Source organism: Niastella sp. (assembly GCF_045805085.1).
In the GTDB taxonomy this organism is placed as follows: Bacteria; Bacteroidota; Bacteroidia; order Chitinophagales; family Chitinophagaceae; genus Niastella.
The window spans coordinates 1-12,912 of the sequence record NZ_JBJMLX010000479.1 but is presented as its reverse complement, the minus strand read 5'-3'; the positions used below and the strand labels follow the sequence as shown (position 1 = coordinate 12,912).

Annotated in this window: 12 protein-coding genes; 4 read left to right on the top strand and 8 right to left on the bottom strand. The window is 44.3% G+C overall.

From position 1 onward, the window contains the following. Positions 1-61: 61 nt before the first annotated feature. Positions 62-1,159: a fatty acid desaturase family protein gene (locus ACJ751_RS25005; RefSeq protein ID WP_407748260.1), complete on the top strand. Its 1,098-nt coding sequence runs from the start codon at positions 62-64 to the stop codon at positions 1,157-1,159. A 23-nt stretch (positions 1,160-1,182) separates the two neighbouring features. Continuing rightward, on the top strand, positions 1,183-1,845 hold the full coding sequence (locus ACJ751_RS25000) for a sterol desaturase family protein (protein WP_407748259.1): 663 nt from the start codon (positions 1,183-1,185) through the stop codon (positions 1,843-1,845). A 52-nt stretch (positions 1,846-1,897) separates the two neighbouring features. On the opposite strand, the gene ACJ751_RS24995 is transcribed toward ACJ751_RS25000, so the two are convergent. Both ACJ751_RS24995 and ACJ751_RS24990 read right to left on the bottom strand, forming a co-directional pair. Further along, the gene (locus ACJ751_RS24995) at positions 1,898-3,022 is read right to left on the bottom strand and encodes a GNAT family N-acetyltransferase (protein ID WP_407748258.1); all 1,125 of its coding nucleotides are present in this window, start codon (positions 3,020-3,022) and stop codon (positions 1,898-1,900) included. A gap of 20 nt (positions 3,023-3,042) precedes the next feature. Then, positions 3,043-3,372, bottom strand: coding sequence for a hypothetical protein (locus ACJ751_RS24990; protein ID WP_407748257.1), 330 nt, complete (start codon positions 3,370-3,372; stop codon positions 3,043-3,045). A 210-nt stretch (positions 3,373-3,582) separates the two neighbouring features. Here ACJ751_RS24990 and ACJ751_RS24985 point away from each other — a divergent pair, with 210 nt between their 5' ends. Beyond that, on the top strand, positions 3,583-6,294 hold the full coding sequence (locus ACJ751_RS24985) for an outer membrane beta-barrel protein (protein ID WP_407748256.1): 2,712 nt from the start codon (positions 3,583-3,585) through the stop codon (positions 6,292-6,294). A gap of 20 nt (positions 6,295-6,314) precedes the next feature. Here ACJ751_RS24985 and ACJ751_RS24980 read toward each other — a convergent pair whose 3' ends face one another. Together ACJ751_RS24980 and ACJ751_RS24975 are read right to left on the bottom strand one after the other, a co-directional pair. Next, entirely contained in the window at positions 6,315-7,088 is a 774-nt protein-coding gene (locus tag ACJ751_RS24980; RefSeq protein WP_407748255.1) for a TIGR02757 family protein, read from the bottom strand. 33 nt (positions 7,089-7,121) lie between these two features. Further along, the gene (locus ACJ751_RS24975; RefSeq protein WP_407748254.1) at positions 7,122-8,261 is read right to left on the bottom strand and encodes a cystathionine gamma-synthase; all 1,140 of its coding nucleotides are present in this window, start codon (positions 8,259-8,261) and stop codon (positions 7,122-7,124) included. A gap of 393 nt (positions 8,262-8,654) precedes the next feature. Between ACJ751_RS24975 and ACJ751_RS24970 the strand changes: the two genes are divergently transcribed. After that, complete coding sequence (locus ACJ751_RS24970) at positions 8,655-9,095, top strand: hypothetical protein (RefSeq protein WP_407748253.1); 441 nt, start codon at positions 8,655-8,657, stop codon at positions 9,093-9,095. A gap of 75 nt (positions 9,096-9,170) precedes the next feature. On the opposite strand, the gene asnB is transcribed toward ACJ751_RS24970, so the two are convergent. From asnB to ACJ751_RS24950, 4 genes are all read right to left on the bottom strand, one after another. Continuing rightward, positions 9,171-11,012: an asparagine synthase (glutamine-hydrolyzing) gene (gene asnB / locus ACJ751_RS24965; RefSeq protein WP_407748252.1), complete on the bottom strand. Its 1,842-nt coding sequence runs from the start codon at positions 11,010-11,012 to the stop codon at positions 9,171-9,173. A 16-nt stretch (positions 11,013-11,028) separates the two neighbouring features. After that, positions 11,029-11,670, bottom strand: coding sequence for a DUF2911 domain-containing protein (locus ACJ751_RS24960; RefSeq protein WP_407748251.1), 642 nt, complete (start codon positions 11,668-11,670; stop codon positions 11,029-11,031). Positions 11,671-11,674: 4 nt separating this feature from the next. Continuing rightward, positions 11,675-12,244, bottom strand: a complete 570-nt coding sequence (locus ACJ751_RS24955; protein ID WP_407748250.1) for a DUF2911 domain-containing protein — start codon at positions 12,242-12,244, stop codon at positions 11,675-11,677. Positions 12,245-12,435: 191 nt separating this feature from the next. Further along, the coding region (locus ACJ751_RS24950) for an ACP phosphodiesterase (protein ID WP_407748249.1) at positions 12,436-12,912 on the bottom strand (477 nt) is incomplete at its 5' end.

Sequence of the window (12,912 nt, the reverse complement as noted above, 5' to 3'; positions counted from 1 at the left end):
ATACGACGGTACCCTGGCAAGCATTTATTAAGATAGGAGTAGATCATAAAGCGAATTCCTGATGGAGAAGGTAACCAAACCACGCTATGCGAAGAATGGCGATGAAGCCATCTTTTCCCAATTGCGTCAGGATGTAAGCATTCTAGTACAGCAATTGGAACCAAAACGCCGGGGCAGCATTTTACTGAAAGCTGTATTCTTCCCCGCCATGTATCTTTTTACTTATACAGCCATCCTGGTAGCCGGTAACCAGCCGGGTATCTTTTACCCCAGCTATTTCTTATTGGGTGTTTTCCTCGTGATGATTTTTTTGAATATCATTCATGATGCGGTTCATAACACCATCTTTCCCGACAAAAAATTAAATCAGGGTTATGTTTACCTGTTCGACCTGATGGGTGCGAATAGCTTTGTATGGCGACAACGGCATATTCGTTTTCATCATAATTATCCCAATGTGAATGGCTGGGATACGGATATTGAACAGAGTAACCTGGCGCGTATCTTTCCTACAGGCAGTGCGCTGCCTATTCATCGGTTTCAGCATATTTATATGCCCCTGCTGTACCCGTTATACTTATTCAACTGGTTGCTGGTACGGGATTTTAAAGACTTTTTTAATAAGAAGAAAACCATCTGGAAATTGGTGACCTTTCCCAGAGTTGAATATGTAAAACTATTTGCATTCAAGGCTTTCTTTTTGTTTTACCTGATCGTGCTGCCTAAACTGGTGTTGGATGTAACCTGGTTGCAGGTAATAACCGGGTTTGTAATAATGCTGCTTACGGCCAGCGTATTTTCATTGATGGTGTTGTTAAGTCCGCATGCCAATATCGGTTCGGAATTTCCATTGCCCGATGAATCGAATAGTTTGCCGCATCACTGGATGATGCACATGCTGACCACTACCAATGACGTTACCAACGATAACTGGTTCATCCGGTTTTTTATGGGCTGTTTTAATTATCATGTGGCGCATCATTTGTTCCCGAACGTTAATCACATTTATTACCCTGAGGTAACCAGTTTGTTAAAAAAGTATGCTGAAAAATACAACCTGCCTTACCGGCAGTACTCTCTCGGGGCTTCATTAAGCAAACATTACCAGTTGTTGAAAACGAATGGGGTAACAGAGGATATTTTTGAAGAAACTATGTAATTTTGCCACATATCAACTGGTTTATGAAATTTGAGAAGATACATAATAAAGGACAGGCACGGCTGTTTCAGAACCAATACCTTGAGATGCTCACCAAAACACACCCGCTGGTTATTTGGGGTATGTATATACCGGTGATCATCTATATGCTGTATTACAGCAATGATCGATTTGGCTTTACTCCGTTGCGCATTACGCTTACATTTATCGGGGCCCTGCTTTTCTGGACCCTGTTTGAGTATATAGCTCACCGCTTTTTGTACCATTGGGTTAGCGAAAGCCCGCGGGTGCAAAAGTTTGTATATACCATGCATGGTAATCACCATCATTATCCGCGCGACAGACAACGGTTATTTTTGCCGCCGGTACCCAGTCTCATTATGGCATCGGCTATTTTTGGATTGATGTTCCTGGCAATGCGCGAAAATGTGTTTATGTTCTTCCCGGGCTTTATTTTGGGTTACCTGTTGTATGGCAGTATGCACTATGCCATTCACGCCTGGAACCCGCCTTTTAAATGGATGAAACCACTTTGGCGCAACCATCACCTGCATCATTATAAGAATGAGAATAAGGGTTATGGGGTTAGCACCACTATCTGGGACCGGGTCTTCGGCACCATGTTCGATCTGCAAAAGGAAAAAGAAGATAAAGAGAAGGTAAGAGACTTAATGTTTAAAAGTTAACCGGTTGACCAGTTAACTCATCAACTGGTTAACTGGTCAACTGGTCAACTTTTTACTTGAATATATATCGGTAAGTGCGATGTATTTTATCCTGCCTGGCGCCTGTAGCCTCATGCAGGGCGATCATTTTGTCGTTAAAGTCGCCTACCCAGGCCAGTTCAACCCCGGTAATGGTATTACGCGGCAATACCTCCAGCTGCAAACAGCGAATAAGCGCTGATTCAATACCATGGTTCTGGAACTTTTTCTTGCAACCCATAATGATGATGCGCAGCCTTTCGACCCGCTGGGTTTTTGAGTACCAGAAGAATTTTAGTTTACCCCACAGGTTTAGTTTGCCATGTACGTGTTTTAAGATCTGGTTTACATCGGGTAAACAAAGCACTACGGCAATGGGCTCATTTTTATAATAGGCGAACCAGATGATCCTTTCATCCATAATTGCCTTCATTTGCCTGAACGACTCCTTGATGGTGCCCATTTCAATAGGTGTGAAGTTTTCGAAATTACTCCACGCATCGTTATAGATCTCGCGAAAATCGGCAGCATACTGGTCAAACTTCGATTTATCAAAGTGCCGGAAGCTATAATCTGGCTTTTTCATTACCCAGTCGGCAATCTTGGTAAACCGCTCGGGCAGGGGCGTAGTGGCGTCTAAAAAGTTCGTGAGCTGATCATATAGTTTGGTAAAACCATATGATTCAAAAAACTCTTTATAATAAGGTGGGTTGTAATTCATGCCCAGGCTGGGTGGTTTAAACCCGTGGATGAGCAGTCCCCAGTATTTATCGTTCTCCCCAAAATTAATAGGGCCGTCCATGGCCTCCATGCCTTTGCTTTTCAGCCAGGCTTTGGCAGTATCGAGTAGTAAAAAGGCGGCATTTTTGTCCTGTATACATTCAAAAAAACCCACCCCGCCGGTTGGTTGGGGGTTCTTATGTGATTTTTCGTAATTTATAAAGGCGGCTACACGGCCAATTAGCTGGCCATCCTTATCGGCCAGTAACCAGCGGTTACAAAGGCCATGGGAAAAAAAAACATTACGGGAAGGGTCGAAAATTGCTTCCACATCACTATCCAACGGACAAATCCAGTGCGGATCGTTTTTATATAGTCTTTTGGGCAGGTCGATAAATTCACGAGCCTGCTGCCAATTGGCTACCTCTATCAGGTTCATAGAGCGAACTTAGGAATTATTCACCATTTATCGTCATCCGGAATATTGTCCCGGGTTTTGAATTTTGCCCGCATTTCCTGTTTTTGGAGCAGCCGTTCTATTATCAGCCGGGCAATCAAAAGGCCGGCATCCTCATCAGCCCGCTTTTCCAGGGTTTCTTTCAGGGTTTTTTCCGAAATATCTATCCGGTATAATATGTTGATAAGCCGCGTAAAATCAGTTTGTATCAACTGATTTATGCCTTCCGCCAGGGAATTTACCAGCTGTTCTTTATCATTTGTAACAGGAAGGTTAAAATCCCCGCTCAGCTGCGCTTTTACTAAAGAGATATTATCTTCAGGCATTTGCATAAATATGTAAATAAGTACATTTTATATTATAAAATTATCCTGCAATACCAGCACCCCGTTAGTCACCCGAATAAATTTTTACAGGCGGTTTTATTCTTGTGGCGTCAATTGACTATTTTTACAACGGGATGCACCAGGAGCGAATGGTGGATACTCAAAGCATTCATTGACCCTCACACTACAGTAACATTTTAACCTTATTCGAAGGATATGCGTTGGAGTGCTGGGATAATTGTATGCTTTTTATTGGTTAGTACCTGTATTCAGGCACAGCGAACCCATTATGGGGTTATCAAAGGTACGGTTGTAGACTCATTTAGCCGTCGATCGCTCGAGTCCTCTTCAGTGGCCGTTTACTTAGCCAAAGATTCTTCCCTTGTTAATCATGCGCTCACCACCCAAAAAGGCGAATTTACCATCGAAGACGTTCCGGTAAGCACTTCCTGTACGCTTGTTATTACTAACCGCGGATACGAAACGTTTACCATGGCGGTTAGTCTGAAGCCTGACGCCAAAGTACTGGTGCTCGATACCATTCTGTTGATTAAATCATACAATGAATTAAAAGCAGTCACTGTCAGGGCACTCAGACCGCCGGTATCGGTAAAGCCCGATACGTTGGAGTTCAATGTATCGTCCTTTAAGACCATGCCCAATGCCATGATCGAAGACCTGTTAAAGCAATTGCCCGGGGTGGAAGTTGATAAGGACGGGAACATTACCATCAATGGCAAAAAGGTATCGAAGCTGATGGTTGATGGCCGGGAATTCTTTGGCGGCGATCCCAAGATCGCATTGAAGAACCTGCCCAAAGATGTCATTGATAAACTTCAGGTGGTTGATAATAAAAGCAGGGAATCGCGCTTTAATAAAACCAGTAATGGCAATGAAGACCTTGCGATAAACCTTACGCTGCGAAAGGAAGCGCAGAAAGGATGGTTTGGAAGATTGAGCGCCGGTTATGGCACCAATGACCGGTATGAAGGGGGCGGCATGGTGAATTTCTTTAATGGCACTAAACAGTTCAGCATTATCGGGAACGCCAATAATACCAATCGCGGAAGTATTTCAGGCAGTGATTTTAATATTTCAACCAGCCAAAGTACGCTCGATGGGGGCGGGGGCGGCCTTACCCGCGCTGCTTCGGGTGGTTTGAACTTTAGTGATAACATTGGCCGCCAGATAAAATTGAACGGTAGTTATTTTTATAACAACAGCCATACGGATAACTTTTCAAGATCACAACGGAAAAACATTTTACCCGATACTTCTTTCTGGTATAATGCCGATGACAACAATGTGAATGATTACAGCAATCATCGCTTCACGCTGAATGCATCTTACAATATCGATACGCTGACTGAAGTTCACATTACTTCAAATGTAAATACCAATATAAGTAATTCGGTAAACGGCAAGGTGGCCAATTCAAAAGCAGAAAACGGCGATCTGATAAATACCAGCGGGAATACGTATAGTACAAAAGGCAATGGCAAAGATATCAGTGGCGAACTCTTTATCAGTCATCGCTTTCGCAAACAGGGCCGGGGCCTAACCCTTGGGTTGAATTATAATTATAACGATCAGACCTCGCTGAGTGATAATATAGGGCAAAATGATTTTTACAAGAACAACCTGGTTGATAGCACCGACCTGGTAAATCAACGAAGCACCGGCAGTAACACTGGCAAAATGCTGAATTTTACTGCTACCTATGCCGAACCGGTGAATAAGTATATCAGCGCCATATTCCGCTATAATTATTCGAAGAATTATAATTATTCAGATAAGCTCACCAACCGGTTTAATGCGGTTACCGGTAAATACGACCTGGAAGACACCGCCTTCACCAATGCTTATAGTAATACCAATATAACGCATACGCCTGATGTAACCTTTACTTTTAACAAGGATAAATACCGCGCAGCTATTGGCTCAGGGGTGCAGTTCTTAACGCAGGATAATCTTACCATTACTTCAGGGAATCTGCTGCATCAGTATTATTTGAACTTTACGCCTTCTGCCAACGTGGGATACAATTTCAGTAAAACCGGCAGTGTAGCTGTTTATTACAATGGCCGAAGCCAGCAGCCATCCATTCAACAATTACAACCGGTACCCGATAACAGCAACCCCTTGTATGTACAGTTGGGTAATCCCGATCTGCGGCCTTCATTTTTTCATAACATAAACATGCAGGTACGCGAATCAAAAGGGAACAGCTACTGGTTTGCCGGTTTTGGGTTTAACAGCACGCAAAACCAGATCATTACCCAAACCTGGTTCGATGATGTGGGGAAACAGTACAGTCAGCCGGTGAATGTAAATGGAAACTATGGAACGTCGGGGAACCTGCAGTACAGCAAAACCTGGAAGAGAAGGGAGGTAGTGCTGCGAATGAACCTGGGTAGCAATGGCTATTATAGCCGCAATAAAACTTTCAGCAACCTGGAACCTGTAACCTCCAATTCGTACAGTCTTTCGGAGTCCGTGGGACTGAATTTTACGTATAAACAGGTGCTGAGCATTATGCCCACCTATAGCATCCGGTTTAATAAAACCCATTACACCGGTCAGTCGGTGCAGGACGCATCGTTCAATACCAAAACATTTTCATTAAGCGCCTTCTGGAACGAACCCAAATGGCTGATACTGGAAAATAACCTGCAATACAATTACAACAGCCAGATAGCGCCAGGCTTTAATAAAAGCGTTACCATGTGGAGCGCGGCTGCCAATGTATTATTGTTTAGAAAGCAAGAGGCTATGTTACGGCTGGCTGTATACGATATTTTAAAACAGAATGCGGGCGTATCGCGTACCATTACGCAAACCTTTATTGAAGACAGGCAAACGCAGGTATTGCAGCAATACTTTCTGTTAAGCTTTATTTATAACATAAGAAAGTTTGGAGTTAAATAAGGGTGAGTCATCCTTGCCTATTAGAATTTCTCCACCACACCCAGGCCAAACAGGGCAAAATCATATTTCACCGGATCATTGGGATCCAGCTTGCGCAAGTGAGTAGTAAGCTCGATGGCTGCCTGCCAGTCGATCTGTTTTCTTGGCAACAGGTTAAACCGTTTGGCTACCCGGGCCACGTGCAGGTCGATGGGACAGATCAATTGTGCGGGTGAAATATTTTTCCAAATGCCAAAATCAACACCACCATCATTGGGGCGCACCATCCAGCGCAGGAACATGTTCAGCCGTTTGCAGGTTGAATTTTTTTCAGGCGTTGCAATGTGTTTGCGGGTGCGGGGCGGTACATGTTCCAGCGAAAAAAAGTAGTGATGAAAACGGGACAATCCATTTTCAGTGGTGTCATCATTTTTATCCAGGCCAAGCGTGAAAGCGCTTTCAAGACTGGCATGTTTTGAATAATGGAATTGTAAGAACTCAATAAAATACAACAGGTCGGTAGTGTTGAACGTGCGGTGTTTGAACGACAACAGTTTTTTCAGATCGTTGTCGGTATGATGCAACATGAACTGATGCGGCGCCATCTCCATCGCCTGCATCAGTTCACGTGATTTTTTTATAATGGTAGTGCGGTTGCCCCAGGCAAATACAGCAGCAAAAAATCCGGCAATCTCTATGTCGGCCTGTTGAGTAAATAAATGCGGTATGGAAACAGGGTCATCTTTAATAAACGAAGGTTGGTTGTACTCCTCCGCTTTACGATTCAGAAAGTCTTTTAAAGATGGCTGTTTCATACATTAATAAGTAGATTAGTTACCGTTCATCATTTATCCTATCGCTGCGTTGAGATCATCTATCAGGTCCTCTGCGTCTTCAATACCCACGCTCAATCTTATCAATGAATCGCTCAGACCGTTCTTGATGCGTTCTTCGCGTGGTATGGACGCATGCGTCATGGTTGCTGGATGATTGATCAAGGACTCCACTCCACCCAGGCTTTCGGCCAGTGCAAACACTTTGGTAGAGGATAATAATTTCTTAGCCGTCTCCACGCTGTCGTCTTTTAAGGTAAAGCTGATCATGCCGCCAAAGCCACGCATTTGTTTTTTGGCAATGGCATAACTTGGGTGATCGGTAAAGCCGCACCAGTATACATGGCCTACTTTAGGATGATTGCGTAAGAAGTGTGCTATCTTTTCTCCATTCTCACAATGGCGTTGCATGCGCACATGCAGGGTTTTAATACCGCGTAAGACCAAAAAGCAATCCATGGGGCCTGGTACCGCGCCACAGCTTTTTTGTATAAAGTATAACTGATCACGAAGGGCCTGATCATTCATAACCAGTGCACCCTGAATAACATCGCTATGGCCACCCAGGTATTTGGTAGCAGAGTGCATCACAATGTCTGCGCCCAGGTCGATCGGGTTTTGCAAATAGGGAGACGCAAAAGTATTATCTACACACAACAATATATTGTTTGCTTTGGCAATAGCTGCCACTGCTGCAATGTCAACAATATTTATCAGTGGGTTGGTGGGCGTCTCCGTCCAGATAAGCTTTGTGTTCTTATTTATATAAGACTTTATATTCTCTGCCTCCTGCATGTTCACGTAATGGAACTTAATGCCAAACTTTTCAAATATTTTGGTGAACAGGCGGTAAGTGCCTCCATACATGTCATTGGCTGCAATAACTTCATCACCAGGCTGTAACAATTTTATTACAGCATCGGTAGCGGCCACGCCACTGCTGAATGCCAGTCCGAATTTCCCGTTTTCTATTACCGCCAGGGCCTCTTCCAGGGCAAACCGGGTAGGGTTTTGGGAGCGGGCATATTCAAATCCTTTATTTTTTCCAGGTGCTTCCTGTACATAGGTGCTGGTTTGGTAAATAGGCGTCATGATAGCCCCGGTTGATGGATCAGGTTCAGCGCCGGCATGAATGAATTTAGTTCCTGCTTTCATAATTTCTCCTTGTGAATAAATGATTTAATGTATGGATATTAGGCACAAGATACAAGAGTCAGGGCACAAGACACAAGTATCAAGGCTCAAGCCTTGAATTTCGGAAATTCCGATAAGATTAAGACATCCTGAACTTTAAACCTTGTGCCATTTAATCCTGGTCCTCCAGTTTAACAGAAGCTTAACCTGGGGGTTGAAATTAAGTGAAACATTCTGCAAACCGTTAATGGGCCTGCGTTGCAGGCGGTAGGGAATCTACTGATCTATGCAAAATGTGCGAAGATGTTCGTATATCTTGTCATGACCCCTCCGCCGGTACCAATTGTCTTGACTTCAGCTTTCGTTCATTATACTTTTGATTCATCAATCACGCATTTTAAAAGTATATAAGCCATGAAAAAAGTGATAGCCATTCTCACCGCTGCGCTGATAGCCTGCAGCACGTATGCATTTAGTCCATTTGATCCGAACGAGAGAGTTCTGAAAGCATTCAATGAAACCTTTAGCACCGCCACAGAAGTGCGCTGGGAAGAATTTCCCAAATACTTTGCCGTTAGCTTTGTAAGCGGTGGCATCAGGGCTAAGGTAAATTACGACAAGGAAGGGAATATGGTCAGCTCCCTTCGTTACTACAACCCGCAACTACTGCCATTGCACATTTTGAATAAAGTAAGCCAGGAGAATTCCAAAAAGAAATTGTTTGGAGTAACTGAAGTTACCGTAGGTGGTAACCTTGCTTATTACATCAAGCTGGAAGACAATACCAGCTGGTATACCTTAAAGGTTGATGCCGAGGGCAACAGCCAGGTAGTTGAAAAGTACAAAAAAGTATAGTAGAAGAATTGGTGTACACCTTGAGGGATTGGTTATGTGAAAGCATGCTATACGCTCAAGGTGTTTTTATAAATTTCAACGCAGTAACTGACCGGCCACTAAATAGCGCCAGTCGTAATTATCAGCCGCATGAGCTTCCTGCGGCTGAATTTTTTTATGTAGCGCCTGTGCTTTCAGCATACCCTGTTTTACGAGTGTGCGCTTTGATTCGTGGATGTATTCCTGTAACCGCGCATCATGCATCCATTGCTGCTGCGGCGGTTCAAACCCGATCTTATCAGTTCGCCAGGCCAGTCCGGCCGGTAATTTCTCCTCCATGCTTTTACGCAGCAGCCATTTGGTGTAACCATCCCGCATTTTAAAGCGTGCGGGAATAGCAAATAATAATTGCACCAGCTCATGAGATAAAAAGGGAAGCCTCACTTCAATGCCATGGGCCATGGCGTTTCTGTCGGCATACCGAAGTAATTCTTCCAGCCCGTTTACAAAGGTGTTGTAATAAAGAATGTTGTTCAGCTCGTCAAAATGGGCAATGTCGTAATACGATTCGCCATATTCATCAACAAAAGAAGTGCTCAGATCGTGCAGGCGTAGCTGTTGGCGCGACCGTTGGCGGCGCAGATACCAGCCGGCATAGGTGGGCATGGCCGCCGCCAGCTTGTTTTTTAAGCCCCAGGGTTCTGTAATACCCAATGAGCGTGCATGGTTCAACTCGTGGTGCAGCCTGTTTTTATTATCCCTGAACAATTGCTGCCAGTACCAGTGATAATACTTATGATAGCCGGCCAGTATTTCATCGGCGCCCTGCCCATCGAGCAACACGGTAACGCCGTGCTGGCGGGCCAGTTCATACACATAGAATTGCGCCATGATGCTGGCCGATTGAAAGGGTTCTTCCTGGTGATAACATATTTTTTCAAAATCATGAATAACCCGGTCGGCATTGGGTTGAACCGCATGGTTGTGCGTGGCAAAGTGATCGGCTACTTTTTTTATCCAGCCCGATTCGTCCTGTTTGAAGCCGGGAAAGATGGCGGAAAATGTATCGTATTGCCGGGGCGCCATTGTTTGAATGGTGGCCAGCACGCAGGAGCTGTCAAGCCCGCCGCTTAAGGAAGTGCCCACAGGCACATCGCTGCGCAATCTTCTTTGCACTGATTGGGTGAACAGGTTGTTGAACTGTCTGATAGCCTGTTCATCGGTTATTGCTTCCTCCGTATAATCAACATCTATGTTCCAGTACAGTGAACGGGTAAGCCGGCGATTGGGTAAGTGATATTCAATAAATGAGCGGGCAGGCAGTTTATTGATGCCCGTATAAAAGGTTTCTTCTGCAGTAGCCGGGTTTTGTGTATACCCCAGGGTGAAATAATTGAAAAACATTTTTTCATTGATCTGTTTTTCAATACCCACCGCCCACAAGGCCTTCATTTCACTGGCAAATACAAACTGGTTATCATCGAAATAATAATAGAATGGTTTTTCGCCAAACCGGTCCCGGGCGGCAAACAGGGTTTGTTCCTGTTCGTCCCAAATGGCAAAGGCGAACATGCCATCAAAGTATTGCAGGCAGTTTGACCGGTAACAATCATACGCGGCCATTATTACTTCTGTGTCGGACTGACTATGAAATTGATAGCCTTTTTGAAGCAGGGTATCTCTTACTTCCAGGTAGTTGTATATCTCCCCATTGTGAATAATGGTATACCGCTTAAGGTAATGCATGGGCTGCGCACCTGTGGAGCTGAGGTCAATGATCGACAGGCGGCGATGGCCAAAGCCGGTGGTGTGGTTATCGTTGATCCAGTGTCCTTCACCATCGGGGCCACGGTGAACCAGGGCCTCCGTCATTTTCGCCAGGCGTTGTACAGATAGCAGACCGGATTGATTGGTTAAAATACCTGCGATACCACACATGGCAACAAGATAACAATTACCACGTAATCGGCAAGCTTGCTTTTACACTATCCCATTCCATATTCAGTTGCATGCCCTTGCCTGCCTTTTCAAACTCCATGGTAAACAGCTCGTAAGGGAAGCGGGTTTTGGAAACGGGGATGGAAAATTTGTATTCGTCCTTGGTAGAATCGATCTTCAGGCCCCAGGTGTACAGGTCGGTGTTCAGCACCAGTTTCCAGTTATTTTCCTGGGGAATACAGTAAATAACATAGCGGCCTTTTGAAACCCTTTTGTCGGAAATGGTTACATCCCTGAAGAATTCAATTTCAGTGGCCTCATTAGCGCCCAGGCGCCAAACAGCCCCATATTTTATGAGGTCTCCAAAGATGAGCCGGTTATTTTTTTGTGGCCTGCTGTAAATAACGCGTGCAATTGGCGGTTCGCTGATGGAACCGGTCATTTTTAATTTGGGATAATCAACCGGATAATAGCTCATATCCATAGGAGATTTATCGAGCCCCGGTTGCAGATCTTTTTCAGTTGGTTGGTTGGCTGACGTATTGGGATTGATCGTTACGGAATTATTGCCCGAAGTGGAGGGCCCGTCGCAACCAATTGTCAAAGCGATGATCCAGAGTAAACAGCAAAGTTTTATAAGTTGCCTGGTTTGATACATTATTTTATTTTATAAAGGTTATAGGCAAGGTGGCTTTCACATCGTCCCAGGCCATTATCATATTGGCGCCGGAATCGGTTTTATCAAAAACCAGGGTAAAAGCCTCAATTGGGTCTTGTTGTTTTTCCAGTTTAACATCGGTACGCAGCACATCCTTTTTTTCGTCATATTGAAATGCGCCCCAAATATCGGTTTCCCTGTTGAAGATCAGGGTCCACTTGTCCTGGAACGGGATGGCGTACATACTGTACCGGCCTTTTTTCAGCCGGTCGTTATTAATTTTTACATCTTTATACAGTTCAATTTCAGTGGCTTCGTTAGCGCCCAGGCGCCAAACCTTGCCATATTCTATCAAATCCCCAAATACATTCCGGCCGTTTTTTTGCGGCCTGCTGTAACATACCCGGCACATCAGTGGGTCTATGGCTTTATTCTGGATCTTCAGAATAGGGAAATTGGCCGGGAAATAGCTCATGTCCATGGGCGATTTGTCCAGGGCAGGCGCTTTAAATTGTGCTTCTACGGTTGTATTGATTATGGTTACGGCAAAAAATAACACCACCAGCTGCTTCATCTTCGTATTGTTTTAATAAGACTATTTAGTTCAGGAGATCCCCTATGCAGGTAAATAATCGGCAAAAATAAAAGTTAGATGGATTCCCCTAAAACATATTTATTATCATTAAACGTTTTGACGTAAGAAAATCCTGTGGAGGGGCAGCACTTTTAAAGATATTTTAATTGGGGTAAGTGGGGAGACGCCGTTTACATCCTTTGCAGGGTGTCAAAGGCAAACTGGTGCAGGGACGGAAAGAAATCTATATAGTATTGCTGCAGCTTGTTGTAGTTTTCTTCAAATAATTTAAAGGCCGTTTGGCTATCGGTTAAATAAGCCGCCCGGTGAACCACCCCCTCAAAACTTCGCTCAATACCCTGCCGGGTACGGTAGTTATATAACCAGTCGTGCCGTTTCATATAAGGAAACATCTTTTTGAATGGTTCGGGGGAAACATCCACGTATTTTTCCAGGGAGATGTAGACCTGCCGGGAAAACTCAGACAAAGAGGAATCGTCGTTAAATTGTTGGCTGTCGTTGGCCAGAAAGTGATCGTACGATACGTCGATAAAAGCTGAACTATATAACCTGTAATGGGATTTAAAAATGTTTTTGGCTTCCCGGGTAGCAGCATGTTCATCAGTAAAGGAATCGATGGCCCGGTGTAGCAAAATTCCCTTGCGCAC

Bases quoted from the DNA above. Each gene is read 5' to 3' on its own strand.
- ACJ751_RS24980 (WP_407748255.1), bottom strand. From the start codon at position 7,088: ATGAAACAGCCATCTTTAAAAGACTTTCTGAATCGTAAAGCGGAGGAG.
- ACJ751_RS24975 (WP_407748254.1), bottom strand. From the start codon at position 8,261: ATGAAAGCAGGAACTAAATTCATTCATGCCGGCGCTGAACCTGATCCA.
- ACJ751_RS25005 (WP_407748260.1), top strand. From the start codon at position 62: ATGGAGAAGGTAACCAAACCACGCTATGCGAAGAATGGCGATGAAGCC.
- ACJ751_RS24955 (WP_407748250.1), bottom strand. From the start codon at position 12,244: ATGAAGCAGCTGGTGGTGTTATTTTTTGCCGTAACCATAATCAATACA.
- ACJ751_RS25000 (WP_407748259.1), top strand. From the start codon at position 1,183: ATGAAATTTGAGAAGATACATAATAAAGGACAGGCACGGCTGTTTCAG.
- ACJ751_RS24960 (WP_407748251.1), bottom strand. From the start codon at position 11,670: ATGTATCAAACCAGGCAACTTATAAAACTTTGCTGTTTACTCTGGATC.
- ACJ751_RS24970 (WP_407748253.1), top strand. From the start codon at position 8,655: ATGAAAAAAGTGATAGCCATTCTCACCGCTGCGCTGATAGCCTGCAGC.
- ACJ751_RS24990 (WP_407748257.1), bottom strand. From the start codon at position 3,372: ATGCAAATGCCTGAAGATAATATCTCTTTAGTAAAAGCGCAGCTGAGC.
- ACJ751_RS24995 (WP_407748258.1), bottom strand. From the start codon at position 3,022: ATGAACCTGATAGAGGTAGCCAATTGGCAGCAGGCTCGTGAATTTATC.
- ACJ751_RS24985 (WP_407748256.1), top strand. From the start codon at position 3,583: ATGCGTTGGAGTGCTGGGATAATTGTATGCTTTTTATTGGTTAGTACC.
- asnB (WP_407748252.1), bottom strand. From the start codon at position 11,012: ATGTGTGGTATCGCAGGTATTTTAACCAATCAATCCGGTCTGCTATCT.